Annotated in this window: 16 protein-coding genes and 1 tRNA gene; 10 read left to right on the top strand and 7 right to left on the bottom strand. The window is 73.8% G+C overall.

Annotated elements, in window-relative coordinates:
• A partial coding sequence (locus FMEAI12_RS04460) for an ABC transporter substrate-binding protein (RefSeq protein WP_235013692.1) occupies positions 1–1,181 on the bottom strand: 1,181 nt, incomplete at its 3' end.
• A 212-nt stretch (positions 1,182–1,393) separates the two neighbouring features.
• Between FMEAI12_RS04460 and FMEAI12_RS04465 the strand changes: the two genes are divergently transcribed.
• Together FMEAI12_RS04465 and rsmA are read left to right on the top strand one after the other, a co-directional pair.
• The gene (locus FMEAI12_RS04465; RefSeq protein ID WP_071059166.1) at positions 1,394–2,218 is read left to right on the top strand and encodes a TatD family hydrolase; all 825 of its coding nucleotides are present in this window, start codon (positions 1,394–1,396) and stop codon (positions 2,216–2,218) included.
• A 56-nt stretch (positions 2,219–2,274) separates the two neighbouring features.
• Positions 2,275–3,105, top strand: a complete 831-nt coding sequence (gene rsmA, locus FMEAI12_RS04470; protein WP_255565655.1) for a 16S rRNA (adenine(1518)-N(6)/adenine(1519)-N(6))-dimethyltransferase RsmA — start codon at positions 2,275–2,277, stop codon at positions 3,103–3,105.
• A gap of 22 nt (positions 3,106–3,127) precedes the next feature.
• Here rsmA and FMEAI12_RS04475 read toward each other — a convergent pair whose 3' ends face one another.
• The 4 genes from FMEAI12_RS04475 to FMEAI12_RS04490 all read right to left on the bottom strand — a co-directional run bounded on the left by FMEAI12_RS04475 (position 3,128) and on the right by FMEAI12_RS04490 (position 7,738).
• Positions 3,128–4,147 carry a tryptophan--tRNA ligase gene (locus FMEAI12_RS04475; protein ID WP_071059168.1) on the bottom strand — a complete coding sequence of 340 codons (1,020 nt, stop codon included), beginning with the start codon at positions 4,145–4,147 and terminating at the stop codon, positions 3,128–3,130.
• Positions 4,148–4,269: 122 nt separating this feature from the next.
• Positions 4,270–5,244, bottom strand: coding sequence for a ribose-phosphate diphosphokinase (locus FMEAI12_RS04480; RefSeq protein ID WP_112105063.1), 975 nt, complete (start codon positions 5,242–5,244; stop codon positions 4,270–4,272).
• Between the two features lie 448 nt (positions 5,245–5,692).
• Positions 5,693–7,216 (bottom strand): bifunctional UDP-N-acetylglucosamine diphosphorylase/glucosamine-1-phosphate N-acetyltransferase GlmU, encoded by a 1,524-nt coding sequence (gene glmU / locus FMEAI12_RS04485; RefSeq protein ID WP_112105064.1) that lies wholly within the window; start codon positions 7,214–7,216, stop codon positions 5,693–5,695.
• 450 nt (positions 7,217–7,666) lie between these two features.
• A tRNA-Gln gene (locus tag FMEAI12_RS04490) sits at positions 7,667–7,738 on the bottom strand.
• A gap of 480 nt (positions 7,739–8,218) precedes the next feature.
• Between FMEAI12_RS04490 and FMEAI12_RS04495 the strand changes: the two genes are divergently transcribed.
• Positions 8,219–9,238, top strand: coding sequence for a fatty acid desaturase (locus FMEAI12_RS04495; RefSeq protein WP_020458421.1), 1,020 nt, complete (start codon positions 8,219–8,221; stop codon positions 9,236–9,238).
• A 116-nt stretch (positions 9,239–9,354) separates the two neighbouring features.
• Here the strand turns inward: FMEAI12_RS04495 and FMEAI12_RS04500 are convergent, their stop codons facing one another.
• Together FMEAI12_RS04500 and FMEAI12_RS04505 are read right to left on the bottom strand one after the other, a co-directional pair.
• On the bottom strand, positions 9,355–11,253 hold the full coding sequence (locus FMEAI12_RS04500; RefSeq protein ID WP_112105065.1) for an ABC-F family ATP-binding cassette domain-containing protein: 1,899 nt from the start codon (positions 11,251–11,253) through the stop codon (positions 9,355–9,357).
• A gap of 94 nt (positions 11,254–11,347) precedes the next feature.
• Positions 11,348–12,475 carry a 4-(cytidine 5'-diphospho)-2-C-methyl-D-erythritol kinase gene (locus FMEAI12_RS04505; protein WP_112105082.1) on the bottom strand — a complete coding sequence of 376 codons (1,128 nt, stop codon included), beginning with the start codon at positions 12,473–12,475 and terminating at the stop codon, positions 11,348–11,350.
• A 439-nt stretch (positions 12,476–12,914) separates the two neighbouring features.
• On the opposite strand from FMEAI12_RS04505, the gene FMEAI12_RS04510 reads away from it, so the two are divergent.
• The 7 genes from FMEAI12_RS04510 (at position 12,915) to FMEAI12_RS04540 (ending at position 16,611) form a co-directional block, all read left to right on the top strand.
• Complete coding sequence (locus FMEAI12_RS04510) at positions 12,915–13,487, top strand: Asp23/Gls24 family envelope stress response protein (RefSeq protein WP_112105066.1); 573 nt, start codon at positions 12,915–12,917, stop codon at positions 13,485–13,487.
• The gene (locus FMEAI12_RS04515) at positions 13,484–13,894 is read left to right on the top strand and encodes a hypothetical protein (protein WP_235013694.1); all 411 of its coding nucleotides are present in this window, start codon (positions 13,484–13,486) and stop codon (positions 13,892–13,894) included. Before FMEAI12_RS04510 ends, FMEAI12_RS04515 begins: the two co-directional genes overlap by 4 nt.
• Positions 13,884–14,336, top strand: coding sequence for a hypothetical protein (locus FMEAI12_RS04520; protein ID WP_112105067.1), 453 nt, complete (start codon positions 13,884–13,886; stop codon positions 14,334–14,336). Before FMEAI12_RS04515 ends, FMEAI12_RS04520 begins: the two co-directional genes overlap by 11 nt.
• Before the next feature lie 51 nt (positions 14,337–14,387).
• Positions 14,388–14,627 (top strand): hypothetical protein, encoded by a 240-nt coding sequence (locus FMEAI12_RS04525; protein WP_112105068.1) that lies wholly within the window; start codon positions 14,388–14,390, stop codon positions 14,625–14,627.
• Positions 14,624–15,019: an Asp23/Gls24 family envelope stress response protein gene (locus tag FMEAI12_RS04530; RefSeq protein WP_112105069.1), complete on the top strand. Its 396-nt coding sequence runs from the start codon at positions 14,624–14,626 to the stop codon at positions 15,017–15,019. Before FMEAI12_RS04525 ends, FMEAI12_RS04530 begins: the two co-directional genes overlap by 4 nt.
• Before the next feature lie 147 nt (positions 15,020–15,166).
• Positions 15,167–15,967: a DUF6286 domain-containing protein gene (locus FMEAI12_RS04535; RefSeq protein WP_112105070.1), complete on the top strand. Its 801-nt coding sequence runs from the start codon at positions 15,167–15,169 to the stop codon at positions 15,965–15,967.
• Positions 15,964–16,611 (top strand): alkaline shock response membrane anchor protein AmaP, encoded by a 648-nt coding sequence (locus tag FMEAI12_RS04540; protein WP_112105071.1) that lies wholly within the window; start codon positions 15,964–15,966, stop codon positions 16,609–16,611. Before FMEAI12_RS04535 ends, FMEAI12_RS04540 begins: the two co-directional genes overlap by 4 nt.
• Positions 16,612–16,744: the final 133 nt, after the last annotated feature.

Here is a 16,744-nt window from a genome sequence, read left to right on the forward strand (position 1 = left end):
TCCTGGGCGGGCAGTGGCAGGGTCGGCTCGGGGCCCGGGCCGGTGGCCGTCTCCTCCCCGGCCGGGGCGTCCGCGGGCCGCGCACCGGCCTCGACGTCCACCCCGCCCGGCGGCGGGGCGTTCCAGCGCGGGTGGTGGAACGGCGCGCGCGCCGCTTCGCGGGGCCAGACCGTCCAGGACGCGCCGGACTGCCACTGGACGATCGGGACCTGATGGCCGACCTGGAGCCCGGTCGCCTCGTCGAGCCGGAAACGGCCCAGCATGGTCGTGGTGTCGAGGCCGCGCGCGGCGGCCAGGAGCGAGGCGTCGCCGACGCCGCCGCAGTGGCGGATGCAGCGCCCCAGGATCAGCCCCCCCACGTACGCCCAGGCGGCGGTCGCCGTCGGCGGGACGCCGTGCAGCGTGGCGAAGTCGGCGGAGAACTCCCGTGCGGTCGGGCCCGTCCCCACCTCGGCGACGCTGTCCGGGGCCCAGCTCGCCGGGGCCAGCAGGCCCTCGCGCAGCGCGCCCAGCGTCGCCGTGGCCTCGGCGCTCACCGCGGTGGAGAACGCCGCGGCCCGCCACGAGCGGCGCAGCAGCACGTTCGCGATCTCCAGCTCGTCGTCGGCGCCGCCGTGCACGATGAGGACGTCCGCCGGCGGGAGCAGCCGGGCCGCCTGCGCTCCGCGGCCGGGCGGGAACACGTTGGAGGTGACGTCGTAACCCTGGGAGCGGGCCGCGGCCTTGGTCACCGACGTCAGCTCGACCGCGAGATCCCCCGAGGCCAGCAGCGCGACCCGGCGGGCGTGGCGGTCCACCGAGCGGATCGCCGAGAGCACCCCACGCGGCCAGGTGGAGGTCGGCGCGGCCACGTTGACGACGTGCGGGAACGACTGGCGCATGAAACGCGTGGACGGGGCACCGGCGTTGAACACGACCCGGCCCGTCGCGCCGAGCGCGGCGAGCGCCGCGCGCGGGCCGACCGGGCCGAAGACGGCGGCGGGCTCGGCCGCCGCGGCCGAGCGCATCGCGCCGACCGGGTCGGGGTGGGCGTCGTAGGCCGTCACGCCCACTTCGTCCCAGGGCGGCGGCAGCCGTTCGTCACGCGCCCACAGCGTCATTCCGCGCAGTGCCGCCAGGCCAAGGGCGGCGTCCGGTCCGGTCAACGGCGTGACCAGCGCGACGGGGAGCGGAGTCGTCATCGGCAGAAACCCGTGAGGTCGAGCACTCCTTCAGAATCCCACGGCCGTCGGGGCGGCACACCCGGCGGGAGCCCTAGGATCTGCGGTGGGCAAGGGGATGTCGGCGGCAACGACGTGATCTTCGTGCCGTGTCGTGCCGTGTCCTGCGGTGGCGTCATCGATGCGCCTTCGGGTGTGTCCTCGGGTGTGTCCTCGGGTGAAGGAGCGAACGGGTGGCGAGGAACTCCGGACGCGTCGGTGACCCTCCACCGCCGCCCGAGCCGCTGCCCGTCCCGGCGGTCGACGCGCACTGCCATCTGGACCTGATGGGCACCCCGGTGGCCGAGGCCATCGCCGCGGCCCGCGCCGTCGGCATCACCCGGATGGTCTCCGTCGGCGTCGACCTGCCGACCAGCCGCTGGCAGGCCGAGATCGCCGCGGCCAACCCGGAGGTCCGCGCGGCGGTGGCGATCCATCCCAACGCGGCGGCGAACGGCGTCGGCGAGGAGACGTTCGAGGCGATCGCGGCGCTCGCCCGCCTAGACGGTGTCGGCGCGGTCGGCGAGACCGGGCTCGACTACTACCGCACGCCCCCGGAGCAGCACGCCGCCCAGCAGGCGAGCTTCCGCCGGCACATCGCCATCGCCAAGGAGACCGGCCGGGCCCTGATGATCCACGACCGGGAGGCGCACGACGACACGCTGCGCATCCTGGCCGAGGAGGGCGCGCCCGAGCGGGTCGTGTTCCACGCCTTCTCCGGCGACGCGGAGATGGCCAAGATCTGCGCCGACGCCGGGTACGTGATGTCCTTCGCCGGCAACGTCACCTTCAAGAACGCCCAGGAGCTGCGCGACGCCGCCGCGGTGGTGCCCGCCGAGCTCCTGCTGGTCGAGACCGACGCGCCGTACCTCACCCCGGTCCCGTGGCGCGGGCGGCCCGGCGGCCCGTATCTGGTGCCGCTCACCCTGCGGCTGCTGGCACAGACCCGCGGCGAGGCCGTCGACGAGCTCGCCGCCCAGGTCGCCGCCAACGCGGAACGGACGTTCGGGCCCTGGTAGAGACCGAGGCGCTGCTCTCGCCGGCCGACATCCGGGAGCTCGCCCACGCCCTTGACCTGCGGCCGACGAAGCGCAGGGGCCAGAACTTCCTGGTGGACCCGAACACCGTCCGCCGGCTGGTGCGCCTGGCCGCGGTCGGCCCGGACGACGTCGCGCTCGAGGTGGGCCCCGGGCTGGGCTCGCTCACCCTCGGCCTGGTCACCGAGGCGGCGGCGGTGGCCGCGGTCGAGGTCGATCCGGTGCTCGCCGCCGCCCTGCCCGTCACCGCCGCGGCCCGGCTGCCGGCGGCGGTGGCCGCCCGGCTCCACGTCGTCGAGGCGGACGGCCTGCGGGTCGAGCCGGCCGACCTGCCGCCGGCGGTCGCCGCGCCGACGGTGCTGGCGGCGAACCTGCCGTACAACGTGGCCGTCCCGCTGCTGCTCGGTCTGCTGGAGCGGTTCCCGTCGATCGAACGGGGCCTGGTGATGGTGCAGGCCGAGGTCGCCGACCGCCTCACCTCGCCGCCCGGCGGGCGGATCTACGGCGTGCCGAGCGTGAAACTGGCCTGGTACGCGCAGGCCCGGCCGGCCGGCGCGGTGCCCCGCCCGGTGTTCTGGCCGCAGCCCAACGTCGACTCCGGCCTCGTCGCCTTCACCCGGCGCGCCGCCCCACCGGCGGACGCCGGACTGCGCCGTGAGGTCTTCGCGGCCGTCGACGCGGCCTTCGCCCAACGACGCAAGACGTTGCGGACGGCGCTCGCCCCCTGGGCCGGCTCACCCGCGCGAGCCGAGCAGCTCGCCCGTGCGGCCGGGGTGGACCCGGGCGCCCGCGGCGAGACCCTCGACGTCGAGGCGTTCGCCCGGCTGGCCCAGCAGGCCCGCATCCTCCCGGCCGACCAGCCCGCCTGACCGCGCTGGTCAGGCGGGCCGGTCAGCCGACGCCGATGGCGCGGCGGGCACCGGCGAGGACGGGGCGGGCGCGGTCGCGGGCCTTGTCCGCGCCGGCGGCGAGGATCGCGTCCAGCTCGCTGCCCGGGGCCACCAGCTCGTCGTAGCGGGCCCGCAGCGGGGTCAGCCAGGCGTCGAGCGTCTCGAACAGGGCGTTCTTCAGCTCGCCCCAGCCGGTGCCGCCCTGCTCGAGGCGGACCCGCATGTCCTTGACGGCCTCCGGGTCCGCGAAGTTCTCGTAGATCTGGAAGGCGGCGGAGGCGTCCGGATCCTTCGGCGCCTCGACCGGCGTGCTGTCGCTGCGGATGCCGCGCACCAGTTTGCGTAGCTGGGACGGCGGCGCGAACAGCGGAATCGTGTTCCCGTAGGACTTGCTCATCTTCCGGCCGTCGGTGCCGGGCATCGTCCGCGCGTTGACCCCGGACGGCAGCACCGCCTCGGGAATCTTCAGGCTGAACACGTCGCCGTAGAGGTGGTTGAACGAGCCGGCGATGTCCGCGGCGATCTCGAGGTGCTGCGACTGGTCCTGGCCGACGGGGACGACGTCCGCGCCCATGACGAGGATGTCGACGGCCATCAGGATGGGGTAGTTGAACAGCCCCATGTTGACGCCCGCGTCGAGGTCGGCGATGCCGCTCTCGGCGTTGCGGTCACGCGCCGCCTTGTAGGCGTGCGCCCGGTTCATCAGGCCCTTGCCCGTGACGCAGGACAGGATCCAGGTCAGCTCGAAGATCTCCGGGACGTCGGACTGCCGGTAGAAGACCGTGCGCTCGGGATCGAGCCCGAGCGTGATCCAGGTGGCGGCGACGGACCGGGTGTAGGCGGCGAACTTCGCCCTGTCCCGGATGGAGGTCAGGGCGTGGTAGTCGGCGATGAAGTAGATCGACTCGTACGTCGCCGTCAGGTCGAGGGCGGGGCGGATCGCCCCGATGTAGTTGCCCAGGTGCGGATCGCCGGTCGGCTTGATGCCGGTCAGCGAGACCCGTGGCCGGTCCTGCGTCATGTCGGGTGATTCTACGGCCCACCAGATCGCGCTCTCCCCAACGCGCCCCCGAAGCCCGGGCTCAGGGGCCTGGCTTCGGGGGCGCAGGGGATCACCCCGGGGGTGGCCGGCGTGGTGGTGGGTCAGGCGTCCCCGCCGAACAGGCCGGTCACCGAGCCGTCCTCGAAGACGGCCTTGATGGCAGCGGCGATCAGCGGCGCGATCGACAGTTCGGTGATCTTGTCGATGCGGGCCTCGCTGGGCAACGGCAGCGTGTTGGTGAGGACGACCTCGCTGATCTCGGAGTTCTTCAGCCGGTCGGCGGCCGGGCCGGACAGGACGCCGTGCGTCGCCGCGGCGATGACGTCGGTCGCGCCGTGCGCCTTCAGGGACTCCGCGGCCTTCGTGATCGTCCCGGCGGTGTCGATCATGTCGTCCACGATCACGCAGGTGCGCCCGCGGACCTCGCCGACCACGTCGAACATCTTGACCTGGTTCGGGACGTTCGGGTCGCGGCGCTTGTGGATGATCGCCAGCGGGCAGCCGAGCCGGTCGGTCCACCGCTCCGCGACGCGCACCCGGCCGGAGTCGGGCGCCACGACCGTCACCTCGGACGTGTCGAGCTTGCTCTCGATGTAGTCCGCGAGCAGCGGCAGCGCGAACAGGTGGTCGACCGGGCCGTCGAAGAACCCCTGGATCTGGGCGGTGTGCAGGTCGACGGACATCAGCCGGTGCGCGCCGGCGGTCTTGAACAGGTCGGCGACGAGGCGGGCCGAGATCGGCTCGCGGCCGCGGTGCTTCTTGTCCTGGCGGGCGTACGGGTAGAACGGGGCGACGACGGTGATGCGCTTGGCGCTGGCGCGCTTGAGCGCGTCGACCATGATGAGCTGTTCCATCAGCCAGGTGTTCACCGGCGCGGCGTGGCACTGGAGCACGAAGGCGTCACACCCGCGGACGGACTCCTCGAAGCGGACGAAGATCTCGCCACTGGCGAACTCGTACGCGTTCGTGGGGACCGGCCGCACGTCGAGGGCTCGGGCCACCTCGGCCGCGAGCTCAGGGTGGGAACGCCCCGCGAAGAGCATCAGGTTTCGGCGGTTCTCGGTCTGGTATCCCACCGTTATCTCCTCAAGGCATGACTGGCGGCTCTGACAGGCGGCCCGTGACACGGACGGTTGCGGACGTGGACCGTTGATGTGTTCGTCTGCGGCTGACTCGTCTGCTGGTGGCGCTGCTGCTTCGTCGGACTCGACTGGCTCGTCTGCTGGTCGCGGTGGTCGTCGGGGGGCCGGGCGGCGACCGGCGGCGGGCGGGTACCCGTCGCGCCGGGGCCTGGGCTGGGGTCACTGCCTGGTCAGGTCAGATCTACCCGTTCCGCCCGGGCATGGCGCAGGCGGCCGGGAACGAGCGACTCGGGATCAGGCGTCCCCTTCCACGCGGCAGACTGTGTACGACGGTATCGATAGCCGCAGATCAGCCCACCTGCGGCCAAACGGTTTCTACGTTCGGCCTCGCGCGGCGAAAACGCCAGCGATACCGGGTCCCGGGGCCGGGCTGTGGTTCAACTCACGTGCCCGACTGCCCGGGCTGGCCGGGCTCCTGCCCGGCCGGCTCGGGCGTGGCCTGCTTGTGTCCGGCTGGCTCGGCCGTTTCCGCCTCATGCTGCCGGGCGCGCAGCGCGGCCTGCGCCGCGGGGCTGTCCGGCCGGCGGCGCAGTACCCAGCCCGGCACGTTGCGCTGCCGGCCCTCCCTGATCGCGAGCGCTCCCGGTGGGACGTCCTCCCTGATGACGGCGCCGGCGCCGGTGTAGGCGCCGTCCCCCACGGTCACCGGGGCCACCAGCATGGTGTCGCTGCCGATCCGGACGTCCGAACCGATCACCGTGCGGTGCTTGGCGACCCCGTCGTAGTTGACGAACACCGTGGTGCAGCCGATGTTGCTGCGCTCGCCGACCACCGCGTCGCCCACGTAGGCGAGATGGGGGACCTTGGACTCATCGCCGATGTCGGCGGCCTTCGTCTCGACGAAGGCGCCGATCTTGCCGCTGCGACCGAGCCTGGTCCCCGCGCGCAGGTGGGCGAACGGCCCGACGACGGCGCCGGCACCGACCTCGGCGCGCTCGGTCACCGAGCTGACGACACGCGCTCCCGCGCCGACGACCGTGTCGATGAGGGTGCAGTCCGGGCCGACCTCCGCCCCGGTGGCGATCGTCGTGGCCCCACGCAGGTGCGTGTTCGGCCAGACGGTCGTGTCCGGCTCCAGGGTGACGTCGACGTCGATCCAGGTGGTGACCGGGTCGACGATCGTGGCCCCGCCGAGCATTGCGGCGCGGGTGATCCGTTCGCGCAGCGTGCGGCCGGCCTCGCTGAGCTGCACCCGGTCGTTGACTCCGCCGGCCTCGGCCGCGTCGGCGACGACGTGCGCCCCGATCGGCTCGCCGTCCGCGACGAGCAGGCCGACCACGTCGGTGAGGTACTCCTCGCCCTGCGCGTTGTCGGTGGTGAGCCGCTTCAGCGCGGACTGCAGCAGCTCGACGTCGAACACGTAGACGCCGGCGTTGATCTCCCTGATCGCGGCGGTCGCGGGGTCGGCGTCCCGCTGCTCGACGATCGCCCGCACCTGGCCGCCGTCGCCGCGCACGATGCGGCCGTACCCGGTCGGGTCGGCGACGAAGGCCGACAGAACGGTGGCCGCCGCGCCCAGCGCCTGATGGCGCTCGACCAGGCCGGCGATGGTCTCGCCGGTCAGCAGCGGGGTGTCGCCGGGCAGCACGACGACGGACGCGTCGGGCGGGAGACCGTCCAGCGCCGCCAGCGCGGCACGCACGGCGTGGCCCGTCCCGCCCTGGTGCTCCTGGACGGCGGTGATGACATGCGGCGCCCGCTCGGCGAGCATGGCCGCGACCTGCTCGCGCCCGTGACCGACGACGACCACCGCCCGGGGCGCCCCGACCGGCTCGGTCGCGCGGAGCACATGCTCGAGCAGGGTCAGACCGGCGAGGCGATGCAGGACCTTCGGGGTGCCCGAACGCATTCGCCGCCCCTCGCCCGCCGCCAGGACGATGACAGCCGCCGGACGTGGCTGAGTCACACGAGCTCCCGCAATCTCGATGGACCTGGCTGCGCCCGACCTGCCGAGGGAACGACGCGCCGTGGACGGACCCGCTGTGCACTGGACCTGCCGTGTACTGGACCTTCTGCGCACCGAACCTGCTGCGCACCCGGCCCGCTGAGTGCCTGACCCGCCGAGTTGTCCGACCCCGGGACGCTTCCGACCCGGGTGCGGCTGACTCGCGGTGCGTCTGACTCACGGTGAGCGCCGTGGGGTCGGTCCTGTTCGGCCGGCCCGCGGAGGGTGAGGCATCGGCTGTCAGCCTACCGAAGAGGCACTCCAACCTCGGCGACGGTGGGTGACTCCGTGCGGTCTGCCGCATCGCGCGAACGCGAGAGCGGCAAAGAGGGAAATCTTTTGACTGGACGTATCTTGAAAATCAAGACGCCGTCTTGTCGAAACAATTTCGGCACCCCGCGACTGCTTGTGCTCCGCCGCCACGACTCGAACGTGGACTAAGAGAACCAAAATCTCCTGTGCTGCCGATTACACTACGGCGGACCGCGGGTAAAACAGGGTTACTGCCGCACCCACTCTACCATCGTGCCCGGCAACGGAAGAAATGTACGTGGGCCTCCCGGCGAGTGTCTGTGGTCCCCCCGGTGTGCTGTGCGGATCAGGGTGTGTCCCGGGCCCGGCTCTAGCTGGAGCGGCGTCAGGGCGTCGCGGCACGTAGTCACCCCCCGGCCGAGGTCGTCGGGTGTATTCGTGTTGTGTCCGTGTGAACACTTTCGCCGCCGTCGGTTGATCCCGACGCAAGGTGATGATCCTGTCGCGAGGGGTGTCGGCGCGGAGGGGGGTGGAATCCTGTGGATCGGGAAAGATGCCATCCGTCGCGTGGAGGCCGTCGGCGTGGGCTGGGCGGTCCGGCCCGTTTGCGTGGCGGACGCCGTGAATGGTGCCCGTTGTCATCCAGGCGGGCTAACGTGGCGACCAGAGGGTCGGCAGTGGGCGGCCCACCGCGACGGACGGGATGAAGCAATGACCGCTACCGACACGGTGAAAGCGACCGAAACCAGGCATCAGGGTGCGGCCGTGGTTGGAGGTGACCAGTCCGTCGCGGATGCCGGCGGGGTCACGTCGCCGGCGCCGACCGAGTCCCACACCACCACTCCCTCGATGTTCCGGGCGCGTGGCGAACAGCTTGTGCTTGTGGCGACGATCCTATTTCCGTTCGCGGCGCTTGTCGCGGCAGTTCCGTTGTTGTGGGACCACTGGATCACATGGCGGGACGTCATCCTCGCGGCGGTGATGTACGCGATCACCGGCCACGGCGTCACCGTCGGATTCCATCGCTATTTCACCCACCGGGGTTTCAAGACCTCCAAGCCGGTGCGTGCCGCGCTCGCCATCGCCGGCAACATGGCCATAGAGGGCCCGGTGATCCGCTGGGTGGCCGACCACCGCCGTCACCACGCCTTCAGCGACGCCGACGGTGACCCGCACTCACCGTGGCGCTACGGCACCGGCCCGGCCGCCCTCGCCCGCGGGCTCTGGCACGCCCACGTCGGCTGGCTCTTCGACGTCGAGCAGACCGACCAGCGCCGCTACGCCCCCGACCTCCTGGACGACCCGATGATCGTCCGGGTGAGCCGTTCGTTTGCTCTCTGCGCCTTCGTCAGCCTCGCCCTGCCCGCGGTCATCGGCGGCCTGTGGGGCGGTTCGTTCGAGGCCGCGCTCCAGGCCTTCTTCTGGGCCTCGCTCGTCCGGGTGGCGCTGCTCCACCATGTGACCTGGTCGGTCAACAGCATCTGCCACGTCATGGGCTCCCGGCCCTACCGCTCCCGCGACCGCTCGGGCAACGTGTGGCCGCTGGCCCTGCTTTCCATGGGCGAGTCCTGGCACAACCTGCACCACGCCGAGCCGACCTCGGCCCGGCACGGCGTCCGCCCCTGGCAGATCGACACCAGCTTCTACGTGATCAAGACTCTGGAGATCCTCGGGCTGGCCCGGGACGTCCGCTGGCCCGACCCCGCCCGCCTGGCCGCCAAGCGCGCCTGACCGGCGTCGTCCACTCCCCGCGCCGCTGGTCCCGGCTCTCGACCTCGGCATCTGTCTTTCCGCCCCGGCACCCGACCCGAGCCCCGGGTCGGGTGCCGGAGCGGCCTTGCAGGGGATTATTCGATCTTGGAGGCCAGGGTGAGCCACTGGTCCTCGGTCTGGTCCTTCTCGCTGGTGAGGGCGCGGAGCTCGGCGTCGAGGGTGAGGATGCGCTCGTGGTCGGTGGCGGCCTCGGCCAGCGCCTTGTGCAGCTCGGACTCGCGACGTCCCAGTTTTTCGAGGGTCCGTTCCAACCGGGCCAGCTCCTTGCGGGCCGCACGCAGTTCGCCCGAGCTCAGGGCCGGACGCGCGTCCGTTCCCGACGCCTGCCCGGAGCCCGCGGCCGAGCCCGGCCCAGCCGGACCCCCCGCGCCGCCGCCCGAGCCACCGGAGCCGGACGAGCCGCCTGAACCAGCGGAACGCCCCGAGGCACCCGAGGCGGTGGAGGCACCCGAACCGGCCGTCCCGGAACCTGGGGAGCCGCCCGCCGCCGCGCGCCGGGCCAGGTACTCCTCGACGCCGCCGGGCAGCATCCGGATCCGCTCGTCGCCCAGCAGGGCCCAGACGACGTCGCAGGTCCGCTCCAGGAAGTAACGGTCGTGGCTGACGACGACGAGGGTTCCGGGCCAGGAGTCGAGCAGGTCCTCCAGCGCGGTCAGCGTGTCGGTGTCGAGGTCGTTCGTGGGCTCGTCCAGGAGGAGGACGTTCGGGCGTCCCATCAGCAGACGCAGGAGCTGCAGGCGGCGGCGCTCGCCGCCGGAGAGGTCGCGCACCCTGGTCCACTGCCGGCTCGAGGGCAGGCCGAACTGCTCGAGCATCTGGCCGGCGGTGCGCTCCCGGCCGCGTTCCACCGCCAGGATGCGGGCGACCTGCTCGACCGCCTCGAGTGCCCGCAGGTCGCCGGGCAGCTCGGTGACCTCCTGGGACAGGATCGCCGGGCGCACGCTCGCCCCGCGACGGACCCGCCCCGCGCCCGGTTCGAGGGTGCCGATGAGCAGCCGCAGCAGAGAGGTTTTGCCGGCGCCGTTCACGCCGACCAGGCCGATCCGGTCGCCGGGGCCGAGCCGCCAGGTCACGTCGCGCAGCAGCGTGCGGTCACCGACGGTGAGGTCGACGTCCTCGACGTCGTAGACGTCCTTGCCCAGTCTGGACGCCGCGAAGGTGCGTAGCTCAAGGCTGTCGCGGGCGGGCGGCTCGTCGGCGATCAGCGCGTTGGCGGCGTCGATGCGGAAGCGGGGCTTGCTGGTGCGGGCCGGCGGGCCGCGGCGCAGCCAGGCCAGCTCCTTGCGTAGCAGGTTCTGCCGGCGGGCCTCGGTCGCGTCGGCGCGCCGGGAGCGTTCCGCCCGGGCGAGCACGTAGGCGGAGTAGCCGCCCTCGTAGGCGTCGACCCGGCCGTCGACGACCTCCCACACCTGGTCGCACACCTCGTCGAGGAACCACCGGTCGTGGGTGGCGACGATCAGCGCGCAGCGCCGGGTGGCGAGGTGGCGTGCGAGCCAGGCGACGCCCTCGACGTCGAGATGGTTCGTCGGCTCGTCGAGGATCAGCAGGTCGAGTTCCTGCACGAGCAGGCGGGCCAGCGCGACGCGGCGGCGCTCGCCGCCGGACATCGGCCCGGTCTCCTCGTCGAGCCGGTCGATCAGGCCGAGGCCGGTGAGCACGGCCCGCTGCCGCGGGTCGGCCGCCCAGACATGGTCGGGCACGTCGCCGACGACGGCCGAGCGGACGGTGCCGCCGGGCAGCGAGTCGGCCTGCGAGAGGGCGCCGACCCGGGTGCCGCCGGCGTGCACGACCCGACCCGAGTCGGGCGGGTGCGTCCCGGAAATGATGTTGAGGAGGGTCGACTTGCCGGCTCCGTTGCGGCCGACCACGCCGACCCGTTCGCCGATGTCGAGCCCGAGGCCGACGCCGTCCAGCAGCGTTCGGGTGCCGTGCGCTGCCGAGACGCTCTCCAACGAGACAACGACCGGGCTCACGCGACGATTCTCCCCACGACTTCGACCGTGACATCCGCCGCGTACTCGGACGCGTCCCGTGCCCGGAACGTGTCCGAGTATGCAGGCGGGCGGGTCACGCCGGTGACGAGGAGGGGGAAAGCGGCGGGGACTGCGCCGCGGAGCTGCCCGGCTCCCCACCCGGACCGGCCGGGTCCGCCGGGATCACCCGTGCTCCGGCGACCGGGCCGTGGGCCCGCCGGACGGCGCGCGCGACGCCCATGCCGGCGAGGCTCGCGGCGAGCGAGACGCTCGCCGCCGCGTCGCGGGCGAGGAAAGCGCAGGTCGGCCCGGATCCGCTCACGATCGCGCCGATCGCGCCCAGCTCCAGCCCGCTCTCCAGCACCCGCCGCAGGGACGGGCGCAGCCGCAGCGCCGCCGGCTGCAGGTCGTTGACCAGGGCGGCTCCGAGCTCCGCCGGATCCCCGCTGCGCAGGGCGCTCAGGGCGGCGTCCGCGGGCGTGGGCCCGGTGCGCAGCCTGCCCTCGGAGAGCCGGTCGAACTCGCCGTAGACGGCGGGCGTCGACAGCCCGCCGTCGGCGAGCGCGAACACCCAGTGGTACTCGCCGCGCCCGAGGACGTCGGTGAGCTGCTCACCGCGGCCGGTGCCCAGCGCCGTCCCACCGGTGAGCGGGAACGGGACGTCGCTGCCCAGCTTGGCGGCCAGCGCGACGAGGGTCTCGCGGTCGAGGCCGGCGCCCCACAGCGTGTCGCAGGCGAGCAGGGCCGCGGCCGCGTCGGCGCTGCCGCCGGCCATCCCGGCGGCGACCGGGATGCCCTTCGACAGCGTCAGGTGGACGGCCTCGCCGCGGATCCCGGCGGCCTCGGCGACCAGGTAGGCGGCGCGGACAGCCAGGTTGTCCTTACCGGTCGGCACCACCGAGACGGACGGCTCGGCGCCGGTGTCACCCGGGGAACCACCCGGGCCGTCGCCAGCGCCGTCCGCGTCGTCTGACGTCGCCGGTCGCGCGCCCTCGCCGGCGACGCCGACCGTGACCGCGATCGGGTCCTCGTCGGTGAACACCGGGCCGGCGCCGTCGGGCCCGGCGAGTGACTCCGGGGGGACCGACGTCGCGGTGATGTCGTCGTACAGCGCGACGGCCTGCAGGATCGTCGTCACCTCGTGGTAGCCGTCGGGCCGGCGTGGGCCCACCCCGAGGTGGAGGTTGACCTTGGCGGGAGCGCGAACGGTGACGGTCGGCAGGGGGCGGCCGGGTTCGGTGGCGCGTCGACCCGGATGCGATCGAGGCAACGGACGCTCCTTGGCTCAGGCGTCGCTCGCGGCGAGCGCACTCGGCATGGCCGGTGTTGGTCACCGGGGCCCGCGCTCAACGTAGGGGCCCGTGCTCAACTTATCGGTCGCGGCGGCGGAGCGGCTCTTGCGTCCCGCCGGTTCTGGCGCCTCCGGGTGCGTTCCGGTGTCCGCTACCCGCCTCCCGGGTGCCCGGCCGCTTCCTGCGTGGACGTACCAGCCGGTTCCGGCGGGGACGTATTAGCCCGGGCGGGGCGGGTACCTCGTCGGGTGGACGGCACCGGTGACCTCCCCGGCCACCGGGCGCGCGCCGCGGCCCAAGCCGCCGCGGCCCTAAGTCGTCACGGCGCCGCCGGCCGGGCGGAGGCACGGTGACGCGGGAGGAGCAGCGATGACGACCACCACGCGGACACAGAGCGTCGAGACAGGCACCGCCAAGGGAGTCGAGACAGGCACTGCCAAGGGAGCGGGGGAGAGTCGGCCCGGTGGGCCCGACCGGGCCCGGTCGGGGGAGAGCCACTGGAACGGCGTGGCCGAGCGGTCCACGGCTCCCGCCCGGCGTGCCTTCACCGAGCTGGTGACGGCGCAGGGACGGACATCGATCGCGGACTCCGTGGTCCGCAAGATCGCCGGTGTCGCGACCAGGGAGGTGACCGGGGTCCACGCTCTCGGAACCGGTGGCAGCCGCGCGATGGGCACCTTCCGAGCACACCTGCCCGGAACGAGCCCCAGCGTGTCGCAGGGCGTGTCGGTGGAGGTGGGCGAGCGGCAGGCCGCGATCGACCTGGACGTCGTCTGCGAGTACGGCGTCTCGATCGTCGACCTCTCGCAGGCGGTCCGCCGCAACGTCGTCGACTCGGTCGAGCAGATGACCGGCCTGGAGGTCACCGAGGTCAACATCGCCGTGGACGACGTCTACATCGGCGACGACGAGGCGGCGGAGGCCCCGCCACGGGTCCGTTGACCGCGCGGGAGCCAGCCCGTCCGGCACCGGCCGACCCGCCCGGTCTGGTCGACGTCCCCGTGCCGGCTGATGTGGCCGGACCAGCTGACATGTACCGGGCCGGCATCGCCGAGATGGACGAGGTCGCCGCCCGGGTGCGTGCCTGCCCGGACGTCGTCCGACTGGTCGGCCGACCGACCGCGGGCGTCACGCTCCGGGACGGCATGGCTCCCCGGGACGGCGCGGCGGCCGGTGCCAGGCCGGAGGGGATCACGGTTCGCGTGGTCTGCCGGTTCGGGCCGACCGTGGCTGAGCTCGCGGCGCAGGTCCGGGCGGCGGTGGCCCTCGCGGCCCCGGGCTGTCCCCGGATCGATGTGATCATCGATGATCTCGAGGTCGACGTCCCGGCCTGGGTCGGTGTCACCTGACCCCCGCGCCGCGCGGGCGCGGGCGGCGCGGCGGCGGTTCATCCTCGACAACCACCCGGACCGCGGCGGCGATCCCGAGGCGTTCCAGGCCGGCCTGCGGGCGTTCACCGCGGCCGGTGCCGGCGGCGGTCGCACAGATATCGGGCCTGGTGGCAGGCCCGGCGGCGGTGGCCACGGTGATGTCGGGGGCGGTCCGGACGGAACGAGGCCGGCCCCGACCGTGACCTTCTACCGAAAGCGTGGCCCACTCGGGCGGGCCCGTGCGCGGCTGGTCCGCCGGGAGGGCGCGAACTGGGAGATCGCGAACTGGAGGGCCCGGGCCGCGAACTGGAAGGCCAAGGCCACGCGGCCGAGACTGGGAATCAGGGTGACGCGGCGTGCAGGAGGCGGCGCGCACCGGTCCGGAACGAGCGGCACGCCAGGTCACTGGCGCTGCTGGTGAGAGCGGGCGGCGTGCCAGGTTGCTGGCAGTGCCGGTGAGGGAGGACCTCGGATGCGATCGAGTGCGCTCGGACTGATCGCCGGGCTCGTCGCGGGCCTCGCGCTCGCGTTCGGCGGGTTCGGCGAGTTCCTGATCGTCCTGCTCTTCGGGGCCCTCGGCCTGATCGTCGGGAAGCTCGTCGACGGCGAGATCGACCTCAGCCGGTTCGACCGGGGCCGGTTCGACCAGTCGCGGCCGGGCCGGGACCGCGGTCGGTTCCCCGGCGGCGGCCGGGGCCGGGAACAGCCGTGAGCCCCGATCATCTCGGCGGCGGCGGCGGCGCCGGCGGTCCGGGCCGGCTGCTGGTCGCAGAGCGGGTCGTGGCGAAGATCGCCGCGATCGCCGCCGCCGATGTGGAGGCTGTCGCGGGCCCGCCGCCCCGGGCGGCGACCAGGGTCGCCGCGTTTCTGCGCGACGGCTCGCCCGGTGGCCGGCCGAGCGGTCGTCCCGAGGCGACGGTGCGGGTGGTCGACGGAGCGGCCTGGGTGTCGCTGACGCTGTCGATCACCTACCCGGCCTCGGTGAGCCAGACCACGCAGGCCGTCCGGGACAGGGTGCGCGAACGGGTGGCCGCGCTCGCCGGGCTGCCCGTCGCCCGCATCGACATCGACATCCCGCTGCTGTCCGCGGGGGCGGGCCCGTGACCCGCTCGAGCCTGCGCGCGCAGGCCCGAGCGGGCGGTGACCCGGCGTGTCAGCGTGGCCGCTCGCGGGCAGGCCGAACCGTGCCGGTTGTTCTGTCCGTGCCGGAGACCGGCGGTTCGAACCCCCTCGGCGCGGGAGGGAGGCGCCATGCGGGCCGGTAACCGCGTCCTTGCGGCGCTCGTGGCGGCGGTGCTCGCCGCCGCCGGCGTCATCACGCTGGTGGAGATCATCGTCGCCGCGGGCGGGCACGGGCCCGCTCTGGTCGACTGGCCAGCCTGGTCGGCGCGTCTCGGTGACTGGTCGTGGTCGAGCGGCGCCGTCCGGCTCGTGGGGGTGTGCGTCGTGCTCGTCGGCGCCGGCCTGCTGTTCCTCTGCGCCCGGCTGGGCGCGAGGTCGCGTTTCCGGACCCGCCCGACCACGCCCGGCGCGGCGGTGTTCGTTCCCCGCCGGGCACTCGTGCGGGCGTTGCGGCAGAGCGCGCTCGCGGTCGACGGGGTCTCGGCCGTCTCGGTCCGGGTGCGGCGGCGGCGTGCCGTGGTCCGCGCCCGGCTGCGGCCGCGGACGTCCACCGGTGTGATGGTCGAGGCCCGGGCGCGGCTGGCGCGCAGGGTGGAGTCGTTCGACCTGCTGCGCCCGCCGCGACTGATGCTCACGACGAGCTCCGAGCGCCCCGGCCGGCGTTCCGGCCACGGGCTCGTCGCCCCACCGGTGTCGCCCTCGCCTTCGTCGGTGTCGCCCTCGCTTTCGTCGGTGTCGACGTCAACCTCGCCGGTTTCCGTGTCGTCGCTGCCAACGTCGAACTCCCCGGTGTCGACCGAGCCCGAGCCCGCCTCCGCCGCGGCCCGGACCGTGCCCGGGGCCTGGCGTGCGTCGCCGGCCGCCGCGGCACCGGGCACGAAGCGCGAGATCGGTACCGCCCGCTCGGGGACGCCCGGGGGCCGGCGATGACCCGCGGCGGCGTTCCGGCCCGGCACGCGGCTCCGTCGGCCGGCGCCGGCTCACCCGCGCCGACGCGCGCCTTCATCCCGGTGGTGGACCGTTGTAACCAGGTCCTCCTGGTGCTGGTCGGCCTGGTGCTGGTGAGCGGTGGAGTGCTGGTCCTGCTGGCCGGATCGGGTCTGTTCGGCCCGGCGCTCGCCGATCAGCCCGTGCTCGGGGGGGATGTCCGCTCCTTCGCGGCGCGGCACGGGTGGTTCTGGCCGGTCGTGGGCACGGCCGCCGGCGTGGTGGCCCTGTGCGCCGTCGGATGGCTGGTCGCCCAGGCCCGGACGAGCCGGCTCCGTGGTCTCTATGTGACTGACGACGAGGTCGGCGGGGTTCACCTCGACACCGCCGCGCTCGCGGACGCCGTCGCGGCGGACCTGGTCGCGAACCCCGTGGTGCACGCGGTGCGGGTGGTCGTGCGCGGGCGGCCGCGCCGGCCGGTGCTCCAGCTGGCCGTCGAGGCGGATGCCGGGGCGGACATCCGCGCCGTCCGTTCCGACGTCGAGGAGCGGGTGCTGCCACGGGCGCGCCGCGCGGTGGGACGCCCGGATCTCGGCGCCGAGATCGATCTCGCGGTACACGCCGGCCCGCCGGCCAGGGTGCGCTGACGCCATCCAGGCGCCATCCAGGCGCCATTCAGGGTGAGTCGGCGGGCGCACCGCGCCGGGGAGTTTGCGCGCTTTCGCGAGCCGGGCGGGGGGAGCCGCGGCAGCGAGGTCGGGGCGACACGACACCTCCCGG

The organism is Parafrankia sp. Ea1.12, assembly GCF_900465275.1.
Lineage (GTDB): Bacteria > Actinomycetota > Actinomycetes > Frankiales > Frankiaceae > Parafrankia > Parafrankia soli.

What these genes read in the sequence shown, in the direction of transcription:
- FMEAI12_RS04475 (WP_071059168.1), bottom strand. Translation starts at nt 4,147, where the DNA reads ATGACGCAGGACCGGCCACGGGTCTCGCTGACCGGCATCAAGCCGACC.
- FMEAI12_RS04495 (WP_020458421.1), top strand. Translation starts at nt 8,219, where the DNA reads ATGACCGCTACCGACACGGTGAAAGCGACCGAAACCAGGCATCAGGGT.
- FMEAI12_RS04510 (WP_112105066.1), top strand. Translation starts at nt 12,915, where the DNA reads ATGACGACCACCACGCGGACACAGAGCGTCGAGACAGGCACCGCCAAG.
- FMEAI12_RS04525 (WP_112105068.1), top strand. Translation starts at nt 14,388, where the DNA reads ATGCGATCGAGTGCGCTCGGACTGATCGCCGGGCTCGTCGCGGGCCTC.
- FMEAI12_RS04535 (WP_112105070.1), top strand. Translation starts at nt 15,167, where the DNA reads ATGCGGGCCGGTAACCGCGTCCTTGCGGCGCTCGTGGCGGCGGTGCTC.
- FMEAI12_RS04540 (WP_112105071.1), top strand. Translation starts at nt 15,964, where the DNA reads ATGACCCGCGGCGGCGTTCCGGCCCGGCACGCGGCTCCGTCGGCCGGC.